This is a genomic window from Nitrosomonas sp. H1_AOB3, from assembly GCF_015709435.1.
In the GTDB taxonomy this organism is placed as follows: domain Bacteria; phylum Pseudomonadota; class Gammaproteobacteria; order Burkholderiales; family Nitrosomonadaceae; genus Nitrosomonas; species Nitrosomonas europaea.
In genome coordinates this window covers 392,267-414,807 of the sequence record NZ_CP054389.1, presented here as the reverse complement: position 1 = coordinate 414,807, position 22,541 = coordinate 392,267, and the positions used below count along the sequence as shown (strand labels likewise).

28 protein-coding genes are annotated in these 22,541 nt (G+C 51.5%); 14 read left to right on the top strand and 14 right to left on the bottom strand.

Annotation, left to right across the window (positions count from 1 at the left end):
* Positions 1–2: 2 nt before the first annotated feature.
* Genes pyrR through HRU73_RS02005 form a run of 5 tightly spaced genes read right to left on the bottom strand, consistent with a single transcriptional unit; the run spans position 3 to position 3,498 of the window.
* Positions 3–506: a bifunctional pyr operon transcriptional regulator/uracil phosphoribosyltransferase PyrR gene (gene pyrR / locus HRU73_RS02025; RefSeq protein WP_011112223.1), complete on the bottom strand. Its 504-nt coding sequence runs from the start codon at positions 504–506 to the stop codon at positions 3–5.
* A complete protein-coding gene (ruvX, locus tag HRU73_RS02020) occupies positions 493–939 on the bottom strand; it encodes a Holliday junction resolvase RuvX (RefSeq protein WP_287399238.1) in 447 nt (148 codons plus the stop codon). Before ruvX ends, pyrR begins: the two co-directional genes overlap by 14 nt.
* Positions 932–1,492: a YqgE/AlgH family protein gene (locus tag HRU73_RS02015; protein ID WP_276817764.1), complete on the bottom strand. Its 561-nt coding sequence runs from the start codon at positions 1,490–1,492 to the stop codon at positions 932–934. Before HRU73_RS02015 ends, ruvX begins: the two co-directional genes overlap by 8 nt.
* 44 nt (positions 1,493–1,536) lie before the next feature.
* Positions 1,537–2,163: a 2-polyprenyl-3-methyl-6-methoxy-1,4-benzoquinone monooxygenase gene (coq7, locus tag HRU73_RS02010; RefSeq protein WP_011112226.1), complete on the bottom strand. Its 627-nt coding sequence runs from the start codon at positions 2,161–2,163 to the stop codon at positions 1,537–1,539.
* A 60-nt stretch (positions 2,164–2,223) separates the two neighbouring features.
* The gene (locus HRU73_RS02005; RefSeq protein WP_287399236.1) at positions 2,224–3,498 is read right to left on the bottom strand and encodes a (Fe-S)-binding protein; all 1,275 of its coding nucleotides are present in this window, start codon (positions 3,496–3,498) and stop codon (positions 2,224–2,226) included.
* Between the two features lie 213 nt (positions 3,499–3,711).
* Here HRU73_RS02005 and rpsP point away from each other — a divergent pair, with 213 nt between their 5' ends.
* The 5 genes from rpsP to HRU73_RS01980 all read left to right on the top strand — a co-directional run bounded on the left by rpsP (position 3,712) and on the right by HRU73_RS01980 (position 6,926).
* A complete protein-coding gene (gene rpsP / locus HRU73_RS02000; protein ID WP_011112228.1) occupies positions 3,712–3,981 on the top strand; it encodes a 30S ribosomal protein S16 in 270 nt (89 codons plus the stop codon).
* A 28-nt stretch (positions 3,982–4,009) separates the two neighbouring features.
* Complete coding sequence (gene rimM, locus HRU73_RS01995) at positions 4,010–4,519, top strand: ribosome maturation factor RimM (RefSeq protein ID WP_287399235.1); 510 nt, start codon at positions 4,010–4,012, stop codon at positions 4,517–4,519.
* Between the two features lie 10 nt (positions 4,520–4,529).
* Positions 4,530–5,342 carry a tRNA (guanosine(37)-N1)-methyltransferase TrmD gene (gene trmD, locus HRU73_RS01990; protein ID WP_287399234.1) on the top strand — a complete coding sequence of 271 codons (813 nt, stop codon included), beginning with the start codon at positions 4,530–4,532 and terminating at the stop codon, positions 5,340–5,342.
* Position 5,343: 1 nt separating this feature from the next.
* Complete coding sequence (gene rplS / locus HRU73_RS01985) at positions 5,344–5,742, top strand: 50S ribosomal protein L19 (protein ID WP_011112231.1); 399 nt, start codon at positions 5,344–5,346, stop codon at positions 5,740–5,742.
* Between the two features lie 149 nt (positions 5,743–5,891).
* The gene (locus tag HRU73_RS01980) at positions 5,892–6,926 is read left to right on the top strand and encodes a glycosyltransferase family 2 protein (RefSeq protein ID WP_276677427.1); all 1,035 of its coding nucleotides are present in this window, start codon (positions 5,892–5,894) and stop codon (positions 6,924–6,926) included.
* 51 nt (positions 6,927–6,977) lie between these two features.
* On the opposite strand, the gene HRU73_RS01975 is transcribed toward HRU73_RS01980, so the two are convergent.
* The 6 genes from HRU73_RS01975 to HRU73_RS01950 all read right to left on the bottom strand — a co-directional run bounded on the left by HRU73_RS01975 (position 6,978) and on the right by HRU73_RS01950 (position 11,534).
* Positions 6,978–7,325, bottom strand: a complete 348-nt coding sequence (locus HRU73_RS01975) for an arsenate reductase family protein (RefSeq protein WP_276817760.1) — start codon at positions 7,323–7,325, stop codon at positions 6,978–6,980.
* 9 nt (positions 7,326–7,334) lie between these two features.
* Positions 7,335–7,853, bottom strand: a complete 519-nt coding sequence (locus tag HRU73_RS01970; protein WP_011112233.1) for an invasion associated locus B family protein — start codon at positions 7,851–7,853, stop codon at positions 7,335–7,337.
* A 71-nt stretch (positions 7,854–7,924) separates the two neighbouring features.
* Positions 7,925–8,182 (bottom strand): DUF2024 family protein, encoded by a 258-nt coding sequence (locus HRU73_RS01965; protein WP_276817759.1) that lies wholly within the window; start codon positions 8,180–8,182, stop codon positions 7,925–7,927.
* 58 nt (positions 8,183–8,240) lie between these two features.
* On the bottom strand, positions 8,241–8,885 hold the full coding sequence (locus HRU73_RS01960; protein ID WP_276680049.1) for an O-methyltransferase: 645 nt from the start codon (positions 8,883–8,885) through the stop codon (positions 8,241–8,243).
* 48 nt (positions 8,886–8,933) lie between these two features.
* Entirely contained in the window at positions 8,934–10,214 is a 1,281-nt protein-coding gene (locus HRU73_RS01955) for an O-antigen ligase family protein (protein WP_276817758.1), read from the bottom strand.
* Between the two features lie 48 nt (positions 10,215–10,262).
* Complete coding sequence (locus tag HRU73_RS01950) at positions 10,263–11,534, bottom strand: hypothetical protein (RefSeq protein ID WP_287399232.1); 1,272 nt, start codon at positions 11,532–11,534, stop codon at positions 10,263–10,265.
* Between the two features lie 184 nt (positions 11,535–11,718).
* Here HRU73_RS01950 and HRU73_RS01945 point away from each other — a divergent pair, with 184 nt between their 5' ends.
* From HRU73_RS01945 to HRU73_RS01915, 7 genes are read left to right on the top strand one after another with little or no spacing between them, the layout of a single operon-like run.
* Positions 11,719–12,477 (top strand): 3-deoxy-manno-octulosonate cytidylyltransferase, encoded by a 759-nt coding sequence (locus tag HRU73_RS01945; RefSeq protein ID WP_287399230.1) that lies wholly within the window; start codon positions 11,719–11,721, stop codon positions 12,475–12,477.
* Positions 12,478–12,496: 19 nt separating this feature from the next.
* Positions 12,497–13,258, top strand: a complete 762-nt coding sequence (locus tag HRU73_RS01940; RefSeq protein WP_287399228.1) for an HpcH/HpaI aldolase family protein — start codon at positions 12,497–12,499, stop codon at positions 13,256–13,258.
* Positions 13,255–14,190 (top strand): phosphoglycerate dehydrogenase, encoded by a 936-nt coding sequence (locus HRU73_RS01935; RefSeq protein WP_011112242.1) that lies wholly within the window; start codon positions 13,255–13,257, stop codon positions 14,188–14,190. Before HRU73_RS01940 ends, HRU73_RS01935 begins: the two co-directional genes overlap by 4 nt.
* Positions 14,183–15,127, top strand: coding sequence for an NAD-dependent epimerase/dehydratase family protein (locus HRU73_RS01930; protein ID WP_011112243.1), 945 nt, complete (start codon positions 14,183–14,185; stop codon positions 15,125–15,127). The genes HRU73_RS01935 and HRU73_RS01930 overlap by 8 nt, the downstream gene beginning before the upstream one ends.
* On the top strand, positions 15,124–15,780 hold the full coding sequence (locus HRU73_RS01925; protein WP_011112244.1) for an HAD family hydrolase: 657 nt from the start codon (positions 15,124–15,126) through the stop codon (positions 15,778–15,780). The genes HRU73_RS01930 and HRU73_RS01925 overlap by 4 nt, the downstream gene beginning before the upstream one ends.
* Positions 15,762–16,448 (top strand): 6-phosphogluconolactonase, encoded by a 687-nt coding sequence (gene pgl, locus HRU73_RS01920; protein WP_011112245.1) that lies wholly within the window; start codon positions 15,762–15,764, stop codon positions 16,446–16,448. Before HRU73_RS01925 ends, pgl begins: the two co-directional genes overlap by 19 nt.
* Positions 16,449–16,472: 24 nt before the next feature.
* Positions 16,473–16,835, top strand: coding sequence for a DMT family protein (locus HRU73_RS01915; RefSeq protein ID WP_011112246.1), 363 nt, complete (start codon positions 16,473–16,475; stop codon positions 16,833–16,835).
* Positions 16,836–16,882: 47 nt separating this feature from the next.
* Here the strand turns inward: HRU73_RS01915 and HRU73_RS01910 are convergent, their stop codons facing one another.
* Positions 16,883–17,536 (bottom strand): DUF4126 domain-containing protein, encoded by a 654-nt coding sequence (locus tag HRU73_RS01910; RefSeq protein WP_011112247.1) that lies wholly within the window; start codon positions 17,534–17,536, stop codon positions 16,883–16,885.
* 60 nt (positions 17,537–17,596) lie between these two features.
* Positions 17,597–18,604 (bottom strand): glucokinase, encoded by a 1,008-nt coding sequence (gene glk, locus HRU73_RS01905; RefSeq protein WP_287399226.1) that lies wholly within the window; start codon positions 18,602–18,604, stop codon positions 17,597–17,599.
* A 260-nt stretch (positions 18,605–18,864) separates the two neighbouring features.
* On the opposite strand from glk, the gene epsC reads away from it, so the two are divergent.
* Positions 18,865–19,791: a serine O-acetyltransferase EpsC gene (epsC, locus tag HRU73_RS01900; protein ID WP_276678184.1), complete on the top strand. Its 927-nt coding sequence runs from the start codon at positions 18,865–18,867 to the stop codon at positions 19,789–19,791.
* A gap of 86 nt (positions 19,792–19,877) precedes the next feature.
* Positions 19,878–21,059 (top strand): NnrS family protein, encoded by a 1,182-nt coding sequence (locus HRU73_RS01895; protein WP_287399223.1) that lies wholly within the window; start codon positions 19,878–19,880, stop codon positions 21,057–21,059.
* Here the strand turns inward: HRU73_RS01895 and HRU73_RS01890 are convergent.
* On the bottom strand, positions 21,056–22,324 hold the full coding sequence (locus HRU73_RS01890) for an O-acetylhomoserine aminocarboxypropyltransferase/cysteine synthase family protein (protein WP_287399222.1): 1,269 nt from the start codon (positions 22,322–22,324) through the stop codon (positions 21,056–21,058). The genes HRU73_RS01895 and HRU73_RS01890 overlap by 4 nt on opposite strands.
* Between the last annotated feature and the right edge of the window lie 217 nt (positions 22,325–22,541).

The following is a 22,541-nucleotide window of genomic DNA, read 5'->3' as shown; positions in this document are numbered from 1 at the left end:
CATCAACCTGTCGTCAGGCTGCGTAAATCCAGACTCAATTTACCGTCATCCGACTGTCTCAGTTCCAGCATGCTGTTTTCCGGCAATGTGAGCACCTCCCCCGTATACCGGGCGGCAATCGGCAATTCCCGTCCTCCGCGATCCACCAGCACAGCCAGATCGATACTGGCCGGACGACCATAGTCGAACAGTTCGTTCACTGCTGCACGGACTGTTCTGCCGGTATAAAGCACATCATCCACCAGAATGATGTGACTGTTCTCGGCATCGAAAGGAAGCTGAGAAGGTCTGACTTGTGGATGCAGGCCGATTTTACTGTAGTCATCACGATAAAAGGAAATATCCAGCACCCCCACCGGCAACGCAATCTCCAATGCCTGGTGAATACGCCTGGCCAACCAGGCACCTCCGGTATGAATGCCCACGATAGCGGTATTTCCGGCTATATCCGGCCGTATTTTTTCAATGAGTTGTGTCAGTAATTGCTCGGCGTCAGGAAGCTGCATGAGATAAATCAAAATAAGTCTGAAGAATATGTTGTGCTGCGATCTGATCGAGCATCGGCCGCTGTTTTTTGCCAGTCACACCTGCTTCTTCCAGCACTGAACGGGCAATCACAGTCGTGTAGCGCTCATCCGCCAGTGCCACTGGAATCCTGAATCGCCCTTCCAGCCGCCTGGCAAAACGACGACACAACCGGGTTATTTCATGCTCAGTACCATCAGCATGAACTGACAGCCCCACCACCAGCAGAACCGGCTGCCATGCCTCGATCAGCTCCGCAATCTTTTCAAAACGGGGCCTCGTCATCGACTGATCGATCGTCGTCAGAGGATGAGCCATTCGCAATTCATGTTCACCAATCGCCACACCGATGCGCTGTTTACCGAAATCAAAAGCCAGTACCGTGCCAGACGAAGCACTGGTCATATCAGGCATGACCGACTTCACTGGACAAATTACAAAAATCGATTCCCAGCAACTTCATGGCGGCAGGCAGCCGTTCTTCAGAAGACAACTCAAACAGTATCTGCGATTCGGCGGGTACCGTCAGCCAGGCATTTTGTGCCAGCTCCTGCTCGAGCTGCCCTGCTGCCCATCCTGAATAACCCAGCGCTATCAGCATTCTCTTCGGGCCCTCGCAATCGGCAACTGCCTGCAGAATGTCGGCGGATGAAGTCAAACCGATCGACTCATTGGAAGACAGCGTAAATTTCCACGATCCGACCGGTTCGTGCAATACGAATCCACTATCGATCTGCACCGGACCACCCAGCAATACCGGCAGATTGGAAGAAGCTGTACTTTTGGGAAACATCCCCAGTTGCAACAACAAGTTTTCCACGGATAAATCCGTCGGGCGATTGACCACGAGACCCAGTGCACCACGTTCGCTATGCTCACAGATATAGGTCAGTGTCCTTGCGAAGAAAGAATCTTCCAGCCCCGGCATGGCAATCAGAAAATGATCGGTAAGGTTGATGCTTTGCATAACGATTACACCATCCTGGAACAGATAAGAATTTGCTTCCGGTTTCACACCCAATAGGCGGTGCGCGTCATGATCCTGGAGCTGAACTTCATGGCAACTTTGACTGGAGCAGGCAACTGCCCTCCCCCATGTGAAACCGCCATGGTAGCGTGACACGCTTCATCCACTTTCATTTGTGTCACGATGGCTCTGCTGCGAACATCCTGATGAGGCAATCGCTGCAGATGATCTGCCAGATGTGCCTCGACCTGGCGCTCGGTTTCGGCCAGAAAACCAAGATTCCATTTATCGCCGAGCACACCGGCCACCAGCCCCAGAGTAAACGATCCGCCATACCACAGCGGATTCAGAAAACTTTTACGCCCGCCCAGCTCCGCAATGCGGCGCTCTGTCCACGCAAGATGCTCGGTTTCTTCACGTGCCGCCTGATCCAGCGCCTGTCGCACCCGGTCATTACGCGCTGTCAGTGCCTGCCCCTGATAAAGTGCCTGAGCACAAACTTCACCAACATGATTGATGCGCATCAGTGCTGCAGATTCACGTTTCTCGATCTCGCTCAGCTCATTTTCAGGCAGATCCTTCCCCGGTACCGGGCGCAGGGTATTGGCAGGAGCCAGTAATGTCCGTAAGGCGCTATCAAAACCTATGATCAATTTATCGATATTCAACATAAAACTCTCCATTGCCTGCTTTGGTTGATTTTGTGTTTTACGCCAAACCAACCCAAGCTTTCATTTTATACGCATTTGCCGCGCGAGCAATGTTACCGGATGCAAAACCTCTATATTTGTTCCTTTCTTCGCCAATCCGTTGGCAATATGCAAGGCACAACCAATATTCCCCGTCACCAGACAATCCGCACCAGTGCTCTCAAAGGCCTGTAATTTCGCATCGAGCAAGGATTTTGCAAATTCGGGTTGATCGAGAAAATAAGTGCCGGCCGCACCACAACACTGTTCGTTACCGGGAAGCTCCACCACTTCAATTCCCGGAATACGCCGGAGCAAAGGGTACATGTGCTTTGAAGTACGTAAAGTGTTACGCAGCGTACACGGCTCATGCACGGCAACTCTACGTGACAAAGGTGCAAAACCGACCTCGTCCCACTCCTGTTCATCGAGAAACTGGCTGATATCCATTACTGGCACAGAAAATCCGGTATCCAATCGCGATGAGTATTCCGTCAGTTGAACACCACAGCCGGAAGCGGTATTGATGATGGCCTGAATATTCAAGCCTTCAAAAGCATGGAGATTTTGTTGTGCCAGCGATCTGGCCGCATCAATCCGGCCGCTGTGCTGATGCAGTGCTCCGCAACAGGTTTGCGTATCTGGCACACGCACCGTATAGCCCAGCCGGTTCAGCACAAATATGGATGAAAGCAGTGTTTCAGTATCGATCAACCTTGCCACACATCCCAAAAACAACCCCACTTCACCGCGCAGCACCCCCCTGGCCGGATATGAACGACGCCACAGCTGGCCTGGCAAATTGCGAGTTGCCAGAAATAGTAGAGACTGGATCAAATCGCTTCTTCTCAAGACCTCCAGTCGCAACAGTAACGACAGCAAACCACTACCGGCCAGCAAACGCAACACTGGCCGTAACCTGTCGAATCGACCAGGCTTGGCAATGAATTCCCGCTCCAGAAAATCTCTTAACCGGCCCTTTTCATACTGACTTTCTTTCTGCACGGATGAATACTCATGAATCATGACACGTGCACCATCGATCAACTGCCCATAAGCAACATTATTCGGACAAACCTGTTCGCAGGCACGGCAAGTCAGACACCGATCCATGTGCTGAATAAATCTCTCATTCAAAGGAATACGCCCGCTGGCGACTCCACTCATCAGCGCAATCCGCCCGCGTGGTGAGTCTGCTTCAGAATGCGTCAGATGATAAGTCGGGCAATGGGGCAGACACAGTCCGCACGCCACGCAGCGATTGGCTTCAGTCAACAGCTTTTCGACTGACGAATCATTTCGATCAGTATTTTTCATAGTCTTCAAGCCAGCTGTTCCAGCAAAATCGAATCATTGTATGATTTGGATATATTCCGGGTCGAATAATTACGGTCGATCATTCTGATTCTGCCACGATCTTTTTTGAATACATAGTCAATCCCCATTTAATTTACTGCTTGCCATGCGGGCAGAAACTGCCATAAAATTGGCGGTTTTAGTTAACAAACAACCACTTTTACAAGGGGCAACATGGTAGTAGTGAGACTGGCACGCGGTGGTGCCAAGAAGCGTCCTTTTTACAGCATGGTAGTGGCTGATTCCCGTAACCGGCGGGATGGCAAGTTCATAGAACGTGTCGGGTTTTATAATCCGCGTGCTACTGGCGGCGAAGAAAGTTTGCGTATCCAGATGGATCGCCTGACCTACTGGCAATCCAAGGGAGCCCAGCTGTCCGATACCGTTTCACGACTCGTCAAGCAGTTTGGCAGACAGCAAAAGGCTGCACAACCACAGGAGTGAAACAGGGCTCCCTCTACCAGAGGAGCCTATGGTTGTGCTGGGTCGGATCGCCGGGCCACACGGCATTCGAGGTCAGATTAAAGTCATTCCCTTCACCGAGTATGTTGATGGGTTGATGGAGTACCCTGTGTGGTGTCTCAGCAGAGATGAGAAAAACTGGCAAATCGTGCGTCCAGCTACCTTTTTCATTCACGATAATCTGCTGATCGTCACTCTCACCGAGTATATCGACCGGACGAGTGCATCTGAACTGAAGGGATTGCTGGTTGCAGTGCCGCGCAGTCAGTTGCCCCCGCTGTCAAAAGATGGAGAGGACGGTTACTACTGGACGGATTTGATCGGGATCAGTGTTGTCAATATGCAGGGCGAACCACTCGGCACAGTAACCGGCTTGTTTGAAACCGGGGCAAATGATGTATTACGAGTCCGGCTGTCCGGAAGCAGTAAAGAGGAATTGATTCCTTTTGTCGATCAGGTTATCAGACAGGTGGATCTGGAATCACGACAAATCACAGTAGACTGGGAACTGGGTTATTGAATTTCATATCATGCCGTTCGAGTTTGACGTCATCACACTGTTGCCTGATATGTTTGATGCCATCACGCAACACGGTGTAACAGGCAGAGCGCACAAAAGTAATTTATATCGTCTGCATACCTGGAACCCTCGTAATTATGCTATGAACCATTACCGGACGGTAGATGATTCGCCCTATGGCGGGGGTCCGGGTATGGTCATGATGGCCGAACCACTGGATAAGGCGATTACGGATGCAAAAGCCAGACAGGGTGAAGACGGAGTCAGCAAAACCCGTGTCATTTACCTTTCACCACAAGGTAAGCGACTGGACCATAAAAAAGTTTTGCAGATTTCTCAGTTGGATGGGGTTGTGCTGCTCTGTGGTCGCTATGAAGGAATTGACGAAAGGCTGATAGAGGATCAGGTAGACGAAGAAATTTCAATCGGAGATTATGTCATTTCCGGTGGGGAACTGGCAGCAATGGTTTTAATCGATGCGGTGGTAAGGCAATTACCGGGAGCGTTGGGCGATACACGATCAGCCGGACAGGACTCTCACACGGATCATTTGCTGGAGTATCCACACTATACCCGGCCCGAAGTGTATAAGGAAAAACCGGTCCCCCGGATACTGCTATCCGGTGATCACGCAAAAATAGAACGCTGGCGCCTGCAACAATCCATTGGCAGAACCTGGTTGAAAAGGCCGGATTTGTTAGCAGAAAAATACCCGGAAGGGCTCCCTGACAGGGAAAAGGAATTACTGGAAGAATTCAAGCAATTACGATATAGAGTGGTTGCCAACCAATTGATGGATAACACTAAAGAACAGGAGCAATGAAATGAACTTGATCGAACAACTAGAACGGGAAGAAATTGAAAGACTGGGAAAAACCATCCCTGATTTTTCACCAGGCGATACACTCGTGGTTAACGTCAATGTAGTAGAAGGTGACCGTAAACGTGTCCAGGCTTTTGAAGGAGTCGTTATTGCCAAACGCAATCGCGGACTCAATTCTTCATTTATCGTAAGAAAAATATCCAGCGGCGAGGCAGTCGAGCGTACGTTCCAGACTTATTCACCCCTCATCGCAAGTATGGAAGTCAAACGGCGCGGTGCAGTACGCAGAGCAAAACTTTATTATCTGAGAGACAGATCCGGTAAGGCTGCAAGAATTCGAGAGAAACTCCCTGCACGCAGTGTCCAACAGGAAAATGTGGCAGAAGCATTACAACCTTAATCAGGATCACCCTACCGCCCGCAATATCCTTCATCAGGAGGAGAGTATTTTCAGTGCAATCTTCTGTGTACCTGAAGCAATAAGTATTTCTACAATGTCTCTGCATTGCAGAAAGAAAACTCTCCTCTCATAAAGCCGGTTCCCAAGCTATGCTGGACGAAACAGCACGATCTTGCTCAAAACGTATTGACGTCATAATACCGGTTTACAATGCACCTGTTCTAACCAGGCGTTGTATCGATTCTGTGGTTACCCACCTCGGAGAGTCCATCCACAGGGTACTCATTCAGGATGATGCATCTGACAACGAAACTCGTGTCATGCTGGATCATCTCCCCTACTCATGCGTGGAAGTTTTTCACGCAGAAAAGAACCAGGGTTTCGGCATGGCAGTCAATACGGCTGTCAGCCGGTCTGATGCATTCTATGTATTCGTTCTCAACTCTGATACTGAAGTCAAAAGCAATATCCTGCCACTCCTCTGCTTCGCTTTTGACGCAGATCCAGAGCTGGCGGCCATTGTTCCCGCAGGAAACAGTTACGATAATTTCGACCTTGGCCGTTATATGCTGTATTCTGGCAACTATATCCGTAACTACTATTTACGCGGACATGCTTTCCTGATACGTCGCGATATTTTCCTCGCAATCGGTGGATTTGACCCGATCTTCGGTCGCGGGTACTACGAAGATATCGATCTTGGTCGTCGTCTTGATCTCAATGGCTGGCGTTTCGGAGTCCACCCCGAAGCTCATATTTACCACAAAAAGGGGGGGTCATTTGGTGATAATCGTCGCCCGTTATCCCGGCATAACCGCGCTGTTTACCTGTCACGTTACCCGAAAGCACAGCAAAATATCTTGCTACTTACGGTCAGTTGCACATTGATTGATTTTGATGAAGAGCTTATTGGTATCATGGACCAGATTTTTCATGATGGAGGTTACGTTCACTGGTTTACACCAGCGCGACCGAGTCAGTTAACCTGCCTGCAAATGTACAACCATGCCCTGAATGCATACTCGGTAGTCAGAATCCTGCTGCGAGGCTGGAAACGTGCAGACAGACAGGTTACAGAAATCTGGATCGCACCGGAAACCCCCTTCTTTCTTCGCACACTGCTGACTGCCTGGGGAAAATGGCAGAACCTTAAAGTTTTGTTACTCAAACAAGCCACAAAATAAGGCTTTGTTATCGGACCTGATTGTGAAGCTGATTGCCGAACCAGCTCCGGTTCAGTTATCCAGCAGCTTTTTTATTCTTTCTGGCGGTCGCCCCAGTACTGCGCTGTCACCCCGAACGACGATCGGCCGTTGAATCAGATCAGGATTTTCCGCCATCAGCCGTAACAGCTCATCATCATCCACTGATTCCGTACCTCTGGCAAGCGGTTCATCTGCACGCAACAGATCTCTCACCGAAATACCCAATTTACACACGAGCTCACGTAACACTTCGACCGTCAGCCGGTCGTCATAATAATTGATACTGTCAAACTCTCTGCCACTTTCCTTGAGAATGGACAAAGCGTCACGGCACTTGCTGCAGGTTGGTTTCTGATAAATGGTTATTTTATCGCCCATGTATCCATCTCACTTGATCCCACATTCTTTGGAAATAGCAGTGTAGGCTGCAGTTGATCCTTTCAGACCAAAAGTATCGGTTGTGGCCGTTCCCTGCGAGGAAGTTCCACTCACTACCATCTGACTGCCTCCGCGTATCGCTGCTACCAGTTTGTTATCGATTGCCGAATCAGGCGCCCATGCAGTCTCATTCTGGGTAAACAGTTTGAAACGCTGATTACCAATGCTGACCGTCACTTCACTGCTCTGCTTATAAGGATAGCCCGCAACGAAGCTGAACACATTTTTACTTTTCTCGGCAGGACGGTGCGTGACCAGTGCATAAACTGCTCCACGCTTAGTATAGTTGCCTTCCTCTTTCTTAGGCTTGCCAACCATATAACAAACCTTGCTGCTGTCTTCCGTGTAAACATAGGCAATCCAGTCATCGAACTCCCCGATTACCTCAGGATCGGCAGCCTGTACCAGATTACTTGTCATAAAAGAAACGGCTGACAGCATCAGTACTTTTGCGAATATCCGTCTCATTGCATCAGACTCCATAATTATCGGCATAGTCTGGCCCGACATCCGGGTGCGGGCCGTTTACCCGTGGTTTATCAGTTACATCCTTCCATTTTATAAATGAAGTAGCCATTCTGTTTAATTGCTTCAATAACCTCATCAGGTGCTTTCTGGCTGTGGCAGAAGCGACATTCCTCACTGGTTACGGTTGCCCCTTCTTCTCCGATCGAAGAAAGCCATTGTTTTGCAAATTCAATAGCCTTTTTGTCATCCCTGATATCAGTGAATACATCAAAATGCATGACATGCCCGTCTTTGGCTTTGACATAGGTATCGTATACATGAATTTGCATGAAAAACTCTCCTTGACAAGAAATGGTAAAAAAACAGAAACGGCCGAATACTGGCCTATTATGCCATTTTTCTACGTGCCACGATAACGCCATCACGGGTTGGGTTGATAAAGGCATCAAACTCCGGATCTGTCGAAATCAACCGGTTATGCTCTCTGATTGCTTTTGTCCAGTCCGGTTTGGCATCTGCAGAATCTTCCACAGCGACCCGGCCATGCCACAATACGTTGTCGGCAATATACAAACCACCAGAGCGGATTCGTTCTCGGGCCATCAGCCAGATATCGGGATACCCCCCTTTATCGGCATCGTTGTAGCAGATATCGAAATTCCCATCTGTCTGGCCAAATATGTCCTGAGCATAGCCTGTACAGAACCTCACCCTCTCCCACAACCCGGCAGCAGCGAGGTATTGTTCCGCCTGTTCCCGATTGAGCGGATTACTATCCGTACAGACAACCTGCCCACCAGGCCCGACTGCTCTGCCAAACCAGTAGGCAGAATACCCATACCCGCTGCCAAACTCGAAAACCCTGCGCGCTCCAATCATTTTTGCGTAAATCTCCAGCGAGATGCCGACAAGCCTGCCGACGATCGGGAAACTTTTTTCCAGCGCAAACGCCTCCATCTCATCGAGAACCGGGTGATCAGACTGTCTCGCCAGTGTGTGCATGTAATGTTCGATGATCGGGTCAACAATCATCAATACTATCCGGTTCATCAGCAGTGAAAATCCGGGAAATCTGCACGGTCAGGCACTCATCAAAAACATTTGCGGATTCTGATTTCCATTCCTCTCACCGCTCGTATATTTCTGCCAGATTCTGTCAGGGTCTTCCCTGTATTTCCGCCAGCAAACGGCTATGGCAGTCACTGTGAGTAAAAATGGTGGAATACGACTAGTTATAAGAAAAGTATCAGTTAGCCCGGACAGAAAAATAAAACACACGATTGCGCTGCCCAACAAAGTCATCTGATGTTCTTTGAATGTTCTGAACCAAGACCATAGTAAAAATGCAAAAGCTAATATACCCAGCAATCCCAAATGTATACCAATTTCAACCAACTCATTATGGAAATGCCTTGCTTCATGAAATTCGGCTAAATCTCTGTAAACTCCCTGCTTATAAGTTATATAACTATCTTTAAGATACTGCTTTGCCATACCGGAACCATGCCCTAGCAGCGGACGCTCAACAATACCATGCAAACCAATATCCCATATTGCCAACCGGTAACCCACACTGGTCTGGTAATCCCCTTCCTGAAAGGACCGCAGATCTGCACTAGTTTGTTGTACCCTCTCATGGAAAACATCACTATTGACAGCAAATAGTACGGCTATAGCCACAATTGAAATAAAACCACCCGCAAGCATTTTTCTCTCTGACCAATACCGCTGGATGATCATCAGCAACAGCGCTAATAATGTTGCGAATAAAAATCCCCTAGAACTCTGATTAAACTGAAGAAACAACAACAATAAAGCCAGCAGCCATAACAAAACTGCCAGAAACCTGCTCCCCCTGGATAATACAACCCAACCTCCAAAAACAGCCAGAATGACACCGATTCCCAAGGCTGCCGAGTAGTGCAAATAGAGCATGCCAAATAAAGGAACTCCCTGCATGTCCTGTATTAGCCAATTATAGCCACCCAGCACCACCATAACCGAATAACTACTAGCCAATCCACCAATCACCCAAGGAAGCCGCTCTTTATTCAAAAGTGAATATAAAGGGAGAAATGTCAATAAAAGAAAATATTTCCTCCATCTATCTTGGAAAGCCACGGCAGGATCACTCCACAACAAGCCGATTACCCATACACCGCAAAACAACAGGACGCCCAGAACTAAAGGCTCTTTAATCAGATCGGAAAGTCTGGATATCCCCCCATCTGCCAGCCAGGCAAGAACCAGCACACCCATTCCCCAGTAAATCACCCCCTTTGGCCACAGTGTGAAACAAAAAAATACCAGTGCAAACCGCACCAGTAACTCACACCAACTTTGCATAAGCCAATCTTTCAAAATAAATCCTCTCAGATTTTTTATGGAACCAGCGAATAAGATATCTATTTATTTCGTGCCAGAACCCATTGCTTCCAGCAGCATCACATATCGCGACAATACATCCTGCCCACCGGCATCCAGCATTTCGCTGATGAACCGTTGCCGATGTGCTTCCACATAAAACCCATCACGACCTTTAGCGAGAACGTCACTGATTTTCTGGTATACATCATCCCGACAACGTAATTCTGTTTCCGGCATATAAACAGCAGCGGCAGAGCGCCCGGCGTGCAGATAATCTGCTGCCAGCACAGGCTTGCCACAGCGTATCGCTTCGAATACCACCGAAGTTGCCAGGTCGATACATATATCTGCCCAGTTCATGAGATAGGTGGAATGCACGGAATCATCCGCCACTTTTACGTTCGCCAGTTTTTTCAGTGATTTGCTGCGTGTCAGAGACTGTTTCCAGCCACTGCGGGTATGTGGCTTGATGATGATTTCCACATCACGAAAAGCGGCGATCAGATGAATGACCTCACTTACTTCCTCCCAGAAAGTAGTGAAGTTTGCTTTTCTCAGAAATATCACGATCCTGAGCCGATCCTCTGGTGGAGTCAACGGCGAAGGTGGCATCAATTCAGTCAGCCTGTCCAGCCATTTTTTACTGAAACGGGGGGAACCAAGCACGGCGATTGCATTCTCCGGCAGAAACGGACGGAAACGTTGTGCACACAATTCGTTTGGAACCACTACCCGATCGAAAATGCGCGCAGTTGAAAAGGTCATATCCGGTCCCAACCGCCACTCACCCCGCCGAATCAACTGATTGGCATGCGGGCTGTCGCCGTGCGGCAATGATACCGTGCCTATTCCCCGGTCACGCGCCATGGAAACGATCGTCTCCACCCACTCTGTCGCAATGACCGAATTACGTTCAATCCAGTCGAACGCCAACACGCCCTGTTCCCCATCCTTGAAGCTGCGGGCCAGCAGTATCCTGGTAACTTTTTGCCACAATGGTTTACGCCGCTCAGCACTATGGATCTCCGCCAGACGGCTTACGAGCGGGCCAATGAATGATCGGCGCAAATTTCCTGTCAGCAACAGCATCTGCAACCGCCAGGTGCCGTAAAGCCACCCTCCCAGCAACTCCCGAATATGCGCTACCCTGACACCTTCCAGACTTGCCAGGTAGCTGACACGGAAATCATGACGAAACTTGCCGGCCCCGATCAGTACTACATCACATGTATGGCCAGCTTCGACCCATGCAGTGATAACCGGTGTTATATGATCGATATCGTTATAGTGGCGCAGAAAAAATAAGGCTTTCATAGCTGTGTTATCATGCCACGCATTGGCGGGGGAAATATGATACCTGCAAAAATGCATCATTATAAAAGTACACAACGTTCCTACCCGGCACTTTACAGCAGTGTTCATTCATCTTGCTGACAGGACCTATTCCACTTGCTTCATTACATTCTGTAAATTCAGTTACCCACCCGAATTCACAATCATGAAAACAGTCGCCATCATTCCGGCACGCATGGGCTCATCACGCTTTCCCGGCAAACCGCTGGCCCAACTGCTGGGGTACACCATGCTGGAGCATGTTTACCAGCGTGTTGCTATGAGCAAGTCGCTCAGTGCGACTTATATCGCCACCTGCGATGAAACGATCCGGCAGGCCGCAACCGCCTTTGGAGCGCCCGTCATCATGACCTCCGACAGTCACGAACGGGCCAGCGACCGCATCGCGGAAGCCGTCGCACACACCGATGCCGATCTGATCGTCATGGTGCAGGGAGATGAACCAATGGTTCACCCTGCCATGATCGATACCGCCGTAGCACCTTTCCACACTGATCCGGAACTGGAATGCGTCAATCTGACACGACGTATCGACGATGAAACCGATTTTCGCAATCCCAATACCATCAAGGTCGTCATGGATCAGCAGGGAAATGCACTGTACATGACCCGCCAGCCGATTCCGACACTGGCTCCCGGCGGCTTTGGCGCAACTGCTGTCTACAAGCAGGTGTGTATCATTCCGTTTACGCGCACCTGCCTGATTGAATACAGTCAGCTGCCACCCACGCCGCTGGAACAACTTGAATCGATCGATATGCTACGCCTGCTGGAACATGGCCATCATGTCAGAATGGTGGAAACCAGTCATGACACGCAGGCAGTCGATACCGAAGCTGATCTGATACGTGTCGCAGGGTTGATGGCCACTGATCCGCTGCTGGCTGAATACCGAAAATACTGACATACTGACCGGAATTCCCATGTCATTAAAAACCCGACTCGCCCGCCACGAACTGACCATCGGTTCATGGATCACCCTGGGTCATCCCTCGGTTGCCGAAATCATGGCCAAAGCCGGTTTCGACTGGCTCGTGCTCGATACTGAACACAGTGTGCTGGAACTCAGTGAAGTACAGGCCATCATTCAGGTACTGGATGGACAGCAATGTCCGGCCATCGTGCGGCTGACTTCCAATCACCCCGATCAGATCAAACGTGTCATGGACGCCGGTGCAAGCGGGATCATGGTACCCATGATCAAATCCGCGGAAGATGCCCGTGCTGCAGTCAATGCCGTTTATTACCCGCCTGAAGGCACCCGCGGTGTGGGGCTGGCACGCGCTCAGGGCTACGGTTCAGCTTTTCAGGCATATCGGCAATGGTTGCGTGACAACGCCGTCGTCATCGCGATGATCGAACATATCCAGGCCATCGAAGATATCGATGCGATTCTGTCCACCCCCGGTATCGATGCCTATATCATTGGCCCCTATGATTTGTCAGGGTCGATGGGACGACCGGGTGAGCTGGAGCATCCTGATGTCCAGGCGGCCATCCGGCAGATACTCCAGGCCGGAATCCGTCATCACAAGGCAGGTGGAGTTCATGTCATCGAACCCGATCCGGCCATGCTGCAACAGCGTATCGAACAGGGTTTCACCTTTCTGGGATACAGTCTGGATATCCGCATGCTCGATTCTCTCTGCCGTAACCATCTGAACATCATCAAAGCGCCTGTATGAGTAAAATCGTCGTTTCCACTTCATCTTTCGGCTTCGATCATAATCCGGCCATACAGCAGCTGCGCGCACAAGGTTTCACCATCACCGGCAATCCTTACCAGCGCAAACTCACCGAAGATGAAATCATCACCCTGCTGGGCAATGACACCGTTGCCCTGCTGGCAGGAGTCGAACCGCTTACGGAACATGTGCTGACAAGCGCCAGTGCTTTGCGCGTCATCGCGCGCTGCGGCACTGGCATGGATAATGTCGATCTGGAAGCTGCCCGGCGGCTGAACATCCAGGTTTCCAACACACCTGAAGCCCCGGCGCAGGCTGTTGCAGAACTGACACTGGGGCTGATGCTCGACTGCCTGCGCCAGATCAACCGTATCGACCGCTCTGTACGCCAGGGGGAATGGCCTCGTTCACAAGGAAGGCTGCTGGCCGCACGCACAGTCGGCATCGTCGGGCTCGGCCATATCGGACGGCGAGTTGCAAAATTATGTCAGGCATTCGGCGCACAGGTCATCGCGCATGATCCCCATTTACAACTGGCGCCTGACGGAGTAGAACTCGTTGCACTGACTACCCTGCTCGAACAGGCTGATCTCGTTACCCTTCATTTGCCTTATTCCCCGGCAGTTCACTATTTGATCGATGCCGAAGCCATTGATCGTATGAAACCGGGAACGATCCTCATCAACGCCGCCCGTGGCGGGCTGGTCGATGAAACTGCCTTGTGTGCAGCACTGAATACCGGCCATCTCGAAGCTGCTGCTCTGGACAGTTTTGAGCAGGAACCCTATCACGGGCCTTTATGCGAATGTAAACAGGCGATACTGACTTCCCATATCGGCTCACTGGCGCGAGAAACCCGGCAGCGTATGGAGATCGAAGCTGCAGAAAATCTGAAGCAGGGATTGATCGAAGCAGGTCTGATCGATGAGTGAAACGATACAACCCGGACAAACGGCTGTCGTACTTGGCGCAGGCGGCTTTCTGGGCAGCCATGTCGCTGATGCCCTGTCCAATGCGGGCTACAAGGTACGCCTGTTCGACCGTAACCCCTCCCCGTTCCGGCGATCCGATCAGGAAATGATCATCGGCGATCTGATGGATATCAGTCAGGTATCCAATGCTGTTCAGGGCGCTGCTGCCGTCTACAATTTTGCGGCCATCGCCGATATCGATGAAGCCCATGACAACCCGCTCGGTACAGCCAGCATCAATGTACTCGGCAACATGCATGCGCTCGAGGCGTCCCGGCTTGCAGGAGTGCGCCGCTTCATCTTTGCCAGCAGCGTATATGTCTATTCGGAAACCGGTTCTTTTTATCGTGCCAGCAAACAGGCAGCTGAACGCTTCACCGAAACCTATCACGAACGTTATGGACTGGAATATACCATCCTGCGCTACGGATCATTGTACGGCCGGCGTTCGGACAGGCGGAACGGTATCTACCGTATGCTGCACGAAGCCATACAGCAGCGTGCCATCACTTATCGTGGCAGTGGAGAATCGATCAGGGAATACATCCACGTCGAGGATGCTGCACGGATGAGCGTGCAGATTCTCGCCCCGGAATTTGCCAACCGGCACCTGATCCTGACCGGGCAGGAAAAGCTGCGCATACGCGATGTCATGACCATGATTTCAGAAATGTTACCCTGGAATGTCGATCTGCATTACGATCAGGCCAAACCGGGGCACCATTATCAGATCACCCCTTATGCATTTCAACCACGTGTCGGCCGCAAACTCGTGCTCAATGAACATGTCGATCTGGGCCAGGGATTGCTCGACTGCATCCAGGAAATTTACCAGCAGATCAGTCATGGCAACGAAGAAGGCGGTACGACTCCCTCTTCCACTGATAATCAGGCATGAATATAGCAACCCGCCCTGCTGACTACTGGCAGGCCATCATTTTTGATTTCGATGGTGTCATCGTGGAATCCGGTGACATCAAGGCGCAGGCCTTCGCTGAACTGTACCGCCACCATGGCGAAACGATCGCACAGGCTGCAGTCACCTACCATCGCGCCAATGGCGGTATGTCGCGCTACCTCAAATTTCACTACTTCCAGCAAAACCTGCTGAACTATCCTCCGCTTACCAAAGAAGAGGAACAGGAACTGGATCGGCGATTCTCCGAACTGGTCATGAACGCCGTCATTTCCTGCCAGCCGGTCGCAGGTGCGGAAGCATTACTGCACAGAATGGTGGATCAGATTCCGCTGTTCGTCGCTTCCGGTACACCGGAGAGCGAATTACGCATAATTGTCGAACAGCGCGACTTGTCCCGCTATTTTACCGAAGTGCGCGGTTCCCCCAGGCTGAAAGAAACACTGGTGGCCGATATTCTGTCCGCCTATCCGCTTGTACCCGAACGTGTATTGATGATCGGTGACGCGCTGGTTGATTACGAAAGTGCCCATCAGAACGGGATTGCATTTCTTGGCCGGGTCCGTCCAGGCGATGACAACCCCTTTCCGGAATCAGTCGAAATCGTGCCTGATTTATGTCCAGTAGCCATTTAGCCGAGCGTCACGCTTTCAGCGACTTATCCCTACTGTCCGAAGCATTGGCACAATCGGTTACCGTAACGCTGCGCAATGCAATCGAACGATACGGCAAAGCCAGCCTGGTCGTTCCTGGCGGACACACACCTGTGGTTTATCTTCCCCGGCTGGCGCAAATGGATCTTCCCTGGCAGCAAGTTTTCATTACGCTGAGTGATGAACGCTGGGTCGAACCGACCAGCGAGCAGTCCAATGAGCGACTGGTACGCGAACATTTCCTGCAACATATGCAGCAACAGCCTCATTTCATCGCTCTCAAAACCGGGCATATCCATCCCGATCAGGCAATTACCGACATCGATGCACGCCTGGCAGAATTACCGCAGCCATTCAGCCTGGTCATCCTCGGGCTGGGAGAAGATGGCCATATTGCCTCGCTGTTTCCCGGTATGGCCCTCAATCCCGATACCACCAGCCTGTGTCAGACTGCTACCCCCCCGGCAGCGCCCTCTTTACGTATCAGCCTGAGTCTGCACGCACTCATCAACAGCGACCGCATCATTCTGGTGATTACAGGAAAAGAAAAAAGGCAATTAATTGATCGGCTCATCGAATCGCCCGATCAGAACATACCGTTTGTCCGGCTCATGCAATTCAAACCGGTAGAATTGTTCGAAACGGATTAACGAAACAGGGCATCGGATTTCACCATGCGCGAGATTGGACTTACCATCGGGTTGCTGTCCATCAGCAATGTATTCATGACATTCGCCTGGTATGCACACCTGAAGGATCTGAGTACCAAGCCATGGCTGGTAGCAGCGCTGATCAGCTGGGGAATCGCATTCTTCGAATATATGCTGCAGGTACCGGCAAACCGTATCGGGTTCAATGTTTTATCCCTCGGGCAGCTCAAAATCCTGCAGGAAGTCATCACCCTGTCGATATTCGTTCCTTTCAGCCTGTTCTACATGAAGGAACCACTCAAACTCGACTACCTCTGGGCGGGATTATGCATCCTTGGCGCCGTATACTTCATCTTTCGCGGTAATATGGCAGATGCAGGAAGTTGACCATCTCAACGGCCTGCCAGGATTGAAAACAGATACCCGCCAGACGGTTACTTTTCTTCCTGCCCGACGCTATCACCGGTAGAAACCGGTGGAGAAGTAATCCTCAGGAATCGTGCCATTTTCATCAGCAATCCCCTGATCAGCGTCCACAGTTTTGGCAGCAGCCAGATCGCCAGGCCGATGAATCCAATAAACAGGATGATGAACAGGATCGGGTGATTCAGCGCCGTCCACAGCCCGGCAATCACCATCAAATCCTCGCTGATCGAGGCAGTCCAGTTGGTTACCGGCTCGGGTGAAGTATTGATCATCAGGCGTGTACCGGTTTTAGTGGCATGACTGGTTGCCGCGGTACCACCACCGAGGATACCCGCGGCAATCTCCAGCGCGGGGGAAACGTCTCCTACTGCACCGGCTGCCAGCATAGCACCGGCTGGAATACGTACGAAGGTATGTGCCGCATCCCAGATGCTATCCACGCCCGGGATCTTGTCGGCAAAAAACTGGATCAAGTACATAACTGCCGCCGCCCCGATCACGAAAGGATTCTCCAGTACCGCCAGCTCATTTGGCAAAGCGATGTTGCCGGTGGCACCTCCCAGGCCGAGTATCAGTAATGCGGCATACAGATTGATCCCGCTCGCCCAGGAACTCCCCATGGTCAAGGCCAGTGTCGCAATCAGGGTTTCATAACCGTTCATTCAGCTATCCTTCGGCTACTCTGCCATCTTTGCAGATGCTATTCTTCATTGTTGCCTTCATTACTGCCGGGATGATACAGTCTGATGCTGCAGCATGCGCTGCGCAAGCAGTCCGGCACCCAGCAGACCGGCCTTCGGATTCATTACCACATACACAGGAATATCACGCACCAGCGCACTGTATCGTCCCTTGTTGCAAAACGCCTCGATGAAACCGGATTGCTGCAAAATCCGGATGATACGTGGTGCGATCCCTCCCGCAATATAGACACCACCGCGGCACAACCCCGCCAGCGCCAGGTTGCCCGCATAAGTACCGTAAATTTCCACGAACAGATCCAGCGCCTGCAAGGCAATCGGGTAGTGATGTTCGAATGCCAGACGAGTCACGGTGGCTCCATCGTCGACGTTCAGTTCGATACTTTTGAGATGAGTCCCTTCAGTGGCGCGGGTTTGCAGAAAATTGAAAATGTGGGTCAACCCCTGGCCGGAAAGCAGCCGCTCGATCGAAACACGGTGATACCTGACCATCAGATACCGGAGCAGTTCGATCTGAATGGCACTGGTCGGTGCAAAATCGATATGTCCCGCCTCAGTCGCAAGGGGCTCATAGTACTGGCCGCGCCAGGCCAGCCAGGCAACGCCCATACCGGTCCCTGCTCCCAGCACGACACGCATTGCCGAAGAAGAAGGTTTACCGGCCTGCAATGTAATCAGATCATCCTGCGGCAATATTTCTATGGAAGCTGCTGTTCCCTCGAAATCATTGATAATTTTCACGGCGGGAATCGAAAATTTTTCTGCAATGCCGGCTGCACTGATCGTCCAGGGCAGATTGGTCAGATGAACCTGTTGTTCAACGATCGGCCCGGCTACTGCCAGGCAAGTAGCAACCGGCTGGCAACCGGATCGCTCCAGAAAATCTGTCAGAATGGCGTCAAAATCATCGTACTGGTGACTGTCATAGAGATGCTCATGATGGAATTCAACCTCTTCACCTCTTACCACGGCAGAACGTAACAGAGTCTTGGTTCCACCGATGTCGCCAGACAACAGGTACTGATCCATCAATTATTTTCCTCTTCTTCGGTTAAGGAATCTCTGATTAAGTCCCACATGGCTGCACACTGGCGCAACACACAATCGATCATTCCAAGCGTCAGTCAACAATCTCAAGGTAACAAAAGTAACGCGGGCGGGTACAATAGGCCGCCTGTTTTTCCAATTCCGCAGCCATCGGGCCGGGCTGATTCCCGGCATGGCCGGCAGGTTCTCCGGGCAACATTTTCCCGGGTATTGTTTGATCATGATAAAAAACAGGGGGTATTGTGACAGATATCAGTGTTGCAGGCGATTTGCTGCTGAAGAGCACGCATTTGCAGATCAACGAAGTCGTGGCTGAATTGCGTAATGTACGCACTACCGCACTTCTCGACCGGCAGGGGCACCTCAAGCCGCCCCGGCTGCCTTCCCGCAAAATTCTGGCCGGGGTCATCGAAGGCCTGCGCACGGCCTTGTTCCCCAATCGACTGGGACCTTCTGATCTGGCAGTGGAAGGAGTCGACCATTATGTCGGCCATATCCTGAATTCAACGTTACGCGCCCTGCTGGTCCAGATTCAGCACGAGCTGCACTTCAACTCGGGAACCGAAGAGCTCGATCAGGAAACTTATGCGCAAGCGGCTGAAATCACCCAGGCATTTGCTAAACGGCTGCCTGCAGTCCGCCGCCTGCTCGATGGTGATGTTCTGGCCGCCTATGAAGGTGATCCGGCAGCACGGGGAATCGATGAGGTACTGGTATGTTATCCAGGTGTTGCTGCCATTACCTGGCACCGGCTGGCACACGAACTGTATCAACTGAATATGCCGCTGATCGCCCGTATGATTTCGGAGATCGCTCATTCGCAAACCGGTATCGAAATCCATCCGGGTGCACAGATCGGCGAACGTTTTTTCATCGACCACGGTACTGGTGTCGTCATCGGTGAAACTTCCATCATCGGCAGGAACGTACGCCTGTATCAAGCTGTCACTCTGGGTGCAAAACATTTCCCGGTAGATGAAAACGGCACACTGGTAAAAGGAATCGCCCGCCACCCCATCGTCGAAGATGATGTCGTCATCTATGCCGGGGCAACCATCCTGGGACGTATTACCATCGGGCACAGTTCCACCATCGGTGGTAATGTCTGGCTGACACGCAGCGTACCCCCCGGCAGCCTGATTACCCAGGCGCAAACGCACAACGACTAGAACACCGCAGATCCACCGCTGCTGCACGGCACAGGGAGTCACTCCGGCGTGCTCCTTTCCTGGAAACCGTTTACAGCAGCATGACAATGAAAATGAATACGGCACAATCAGGCAACGGATCTTCCCGGTATCTTCCGGGAGAAACCAGGGCGTACGCCCACCGCTGGTTTTTTACGGCAGCGTGCATTTATGCAGCACTCATCATCCCGCTGACCCTGCTGGCAAGGCACGGTTTCGGCCCTGCTGTACTGTCTGTGCCAACCGGGCACGCTTTTGAAATGCTGTTTGGTCTTGCTCCGGCGCTGATTGCAGGCTACCTGCTGGGGCCCATGCCCGCCCGGCGACTGGTATGGTTTCTGTGTTTCTGGCTGCTGGCAAGAATAGCGGGCCTGATTGCTCCTTTTGCCTGGCCTGCGCTGGTATTCAATGCGTTGTTCGTCATACTGTTTGCCCGGCAATTGCTCCCCCGCCTGTGGGTTGCCAAAAAATGGCGTAACCGCTCACTCGTCCCGTTACTCGGTCTGATCTGTGCGATCACGATTGCTGTCATTCTGGCCGGCCGACTCGATGAATACCTGCTGCACCGTTATCTGATCGATGAAAGCGTGCAACTATTTGCGTTGCTGATGCTGTTCATCGGTGGCCGTATGCTGGCACCCGCTGCTGCTGGAGAATTTTATCGCCAGGGTATGGAGCTGGAGGCCAGAGTACAGCCCAATATCGAAGCAAGTTTGATCATCACTATTGCAGCCGCTTACCTGTTGGCGCCTGTAGCTGTCCCGTTTTCCGGCATGCTGTTGATTCTCTGTGGCGTACTGGCAGGTATACGCCTGTTCCGTTGGCAATTATGGCATTGCCTGGCACGCCCTGATCTGATCTGTCTCGGGCTGGGTTATGGCTGGCTGGCGCTGGGACTGATATTGCTGGGATGGGCAAAACTGGATGGCGGCAGTCATTTCAGCACTGCAGTACATGCCATTACCGTCGGGGCACTGGGTACCCTGGCGACCAACGTCATCGTGCGGGTAACGCTGCTGCACGTAAAACAATACCCTTCACGCATACCGCAAATCGTCATCATGACGGGATTCATGTCGATCGCCGCCGTAACGCGCATGGCGGCAGATTTCAGTAATTACCGGGAGACACTGCTGATAATAGCCGCCTCAGGCTGGAGCATCGCCTTCCTGTTCGCGTTACATGTTTTATTGACAAGCCGTACTGCACCACGGGTAAAACCCACCCAAAACCCGTCGACAAATTCCTAATCCTGGAAAGCCTGCTCTACATCGGCAATCAGATCGTCAATATGCTCGATGCCGACACATAAACGCACCAGATCAGCACTGACACCGGCTTTTGCCAGTTCTTCATCATTGAGCTGACGGTGGGTGGTCGTAGCCGGGTGGCAGGCCAGCGTTTTGGCATCCCCGATGTTGACCAGCCGTTTGATCAGCATCAGTCTGTCCATAAAGCGAGCACAAGCCTCGCGCCCGCCCTTGATGCCAAAACTCAGAATCGATGAGGGAATACCGCCATCCATGTATTTCTGCACCAGTGCGTAATCACGGTTATCTTCAAGGCCGGCAAAATTGACCCAGCTGACTTTGGGATGCCTTTGCAGATAACGTGCAATCGCCAGCGCATTGGTGCAATGCCGTTCCATCCTCAACGGCAGGGTTTCGATACCTTGCAGAATCAGAAAAGAATTGAAAGGTGAAATTGCCGCTCCCATGTTGCGCAACGGTACCACACGCGCACGGCCGATAAACGCAGCCGGACCAAATGCATCCACATAAACCACACCGTGATAGCTGGGATCAGGTTGGTTGAATTGTGGAAAACGCGGGTTGCCTTCCCAGGAGAACTTGCCGGAATCCACGATGATTCCGCCGATGCTGGTGCCGTGACCACCCATGTATTTGGTCAGCGCATGGACGACGATATCGGCACCATGTTCGAAAGGACGACAAAGCACCGGGGTTGGTACGGTATTGTCCACTACCAGCGGCACGCCCGCTGCATGTGCCACTTCAGCCAGTGCGGCGATATCCACCACATTACCGGACGGGTTTCCGATCGACTCGCAATAAATCATTCTGGTATTGTCATCGATGGCATCGGCAAAAGCGGCCGGATTACGACCATCCACCATGCGAACTTCAATACCCAGATTGGGCAACGTATGGCAAAAGAAATTATAGGTGCCACCGTAAACCTGGCTGGTGGAGATAATGTTGTCGCCCGCCCTGGCCAGAGTCTGCACACAGGCTGTAATGGCGGCCATGCCGGAAGCCATGGCCAGCGCTCCCACTCCTCCTTCCAGTAACGCCACTCTTTCTTCCAGGACAGCAGTAGTCGGGTTCATGATGCGTGTGTAGATGTTACCCTGCACCTTCAGATCAAACAAATCAGCCCCGTGCTGAGTATCATCAAAATAGTAGCTGGTGGTCTGGTAAATGGGGACCGCGACTGCATGAGTCTGCGGATCGCCGGCAAAACCGCCATGAATGGCAAGCGTTTCCCGTTTCATCGTATTTCCTCTGTCAATAATCTGTTTACGTCGTCTGCACCCGTTCTGAAGCAGATCCTCCACTTCATCGAGGCCAAATAAATACCCGGATTTCAAAAAGGTGCACTCTTCCGGATGTTTCCCGAAGTTTATAACCCGGTACCAGGTATTACTATGACTATGGAATCCAGCAGTGAAAAGTGTTATGACTGCAGGTACCAATATAAACAATAAGCTT

Excerpts from the sequence above, each read along its gene's own strand:
- HRU73_RS01890 (WP_287399222.1), bottom strand. The coding sequence starts at position 22,324 with ATGAAACGGGAAACGCTTGCCATTCATGGCGGTTTTGCCGGCGATCCG.
- HRU73_RS01975 (WP_276817760.1), bottom strand. The coding sequence starts at position 7,325 with ATGGGCGATAAAATAACCATTTATCAGAAACCAACCTGCAGCAAGTGC.
- HRU73_RS01950 (WP_287399232.1), bottom strand. The coding sequence starts at position 11,534 with ATGAAAGCCTTATTTTTTCTGCGCCACTATAACGATATCGATCATATA.
- HRU73_RS01895 (WP_287399223.1), top strand. The coding sequence starts at position 19,878 with ATGAAAATGAATACGGCACAATCAGGCAACGGATCTTCCCGGTATCTT.
- rplS (WP_011112231.1), top strand. The coding sequence starts at position 5,344 with ATGAACTTGATCGAACAACTAGAACGGGAAGAAATTGAAAGACTGGGA.
- rimM (WP_287399235.1), top strand. The coding sequence starts at position 4,010 with ATGGTTGTGCTGGGTCGGATCGCCGGGCCACACGGCATTCGAGGTCAG.
- coq7 (WP_011112226.1), bottom strand. The coding sequence starts at position 2,163 with ATGTTGAATATCGATAAATTGATCATAGGTTTTGATAGCGCCTTACGG.
- rpsP (WP_011112228.1), top strand. The coding sequence starts at position 3,712 with ATGGTAGTAGTGAGACTGGCACGCGGTGGTGCCAAGAAGCGTCCTTTT.
- HRU73_RS01925 (WP_011112244.1), top strand. The coding sequence starts at position 15,124 with ATGAATATAGCAACCCGCCCTGCTGACTACTGGCAGGCCATCATTTTT.
- HRU73_RS01980 (WP_276677427.1), top strand. The coding sequence starts at position 5,892 with ATGCTGGACGAAACAGCACGATCTTGCTCAAAACGTATTGACGTCATA.
- HRU73_RS01945 (WP_287399230.1), top strand. The coding sequence starts at position 11,719 with ATGAAAACAGTCGCCATCATTCCGGCACGCATGGGCTCATCACGCTTT.
- HRU73_RS01965 (WP_276817759.1), bottom strand. The coding sequence starts at position 8,182 with ATGCAAATTCATGTATACGATACCTATGTCAAAGCCAAAGACGGGCAT.
- HRU73_RS02005 (WP_287399236.1), bottom strand. The coding sequence starts at position 3,498 with ATGAAAAATACTGATCGAAATGATTCGTCAGTCGAAAAGCTGTTGACT.
- HRU73_RS01935 (WP_011112242.1), top strand. The coding sequence starts at position 13,255 with ATGAGTAAAATCGTCGTTTCCACTTCATCTTTCGGCTTCGATCATAAT.
- glk (WP_287399226.1), bottom strand. The coding sequence starts at position 18,604 with ATGGATCAGTACCTGTTGTCTGGCGACATCGGTGGAACCAAGACTCTG.
- HRU73_RS02015 (WP_276817764.1), bottom strand. The coding sequence starts at position 1,492 with ATGCAAAGCATCAACCTTACCGATCATTTTCTGATTGCCATGCCGGGG.
- trmD (WP_287399234.1), top strand. The coding sequence starts at position 4,530 with ATGCCGTTCGAGTTTGACGTCATCACACTGTTGCCTGATATGTTTGAT.
- HRU73_RS01930 (WP_011112243.1), top strand. The coding sequence starts at position 14,183 with ATGAGTGAAACGATACAACCCGGACAAACGGCTGTCGTACTTGGCGCA.
- ruvX (WP_287399238.1), bottom strand. The coding sequence starts at position 939 with ATGCCTGATATGACCAGTGCTTCGTCTGGCACGGTACTGGCTTTTGAT.
- HRU73_RS01915 (WP_011112246.1), top strand. The coding sequence starts at position 16,473 with ATGCGCGAGATTGGACTTACCATCGGGTTGCTGTCCATCAGCAATGTA.
- pyrR (WP_011112223.1), bottom strand. The coding sequence starts at position 506 with ATGCAGCTTCCTGACGCCGAGCAATTACTGACACAACTCATTGAAAAA.
- HRU73_RS01940 (WP_287399228.1), top strand. The coding sequence starts at position 12,497 with ATGTCATTAAAAACCCGACTCGCCCGCCACGAACTGACCATCGGTTCA.
- HRU73_RS01970 (WP_011112233.1), bottom strand. The coding sequence starts at position 7,853 with ATGAGACGGATATTCGCAAAAGTACTGATGCTGTCAGCCGTTTCTTTT.
- HRU73_RS01960 (WP_276680049.1), bottom strand. The coding sequence starts at position 8,885 with ATGATTGTTGACCCGATCATCGAACATTACATGCACACACTGGCGAGA.
- HRU73_RS01910 (WP_011112247.1), bottom strand. The coding sequence starts at position 17,536 with ATGAACGGTTATGAAACCCTGATTGCGACACTGGCCTTGACCATGGGG.
- pgl (WP_011112245.1), top strand. The coding sequence starts at position 15,762 with ATGTCCAGTAGCCATTTAGCCGAGCGTCACGCTTTCAGCGACTTATCC.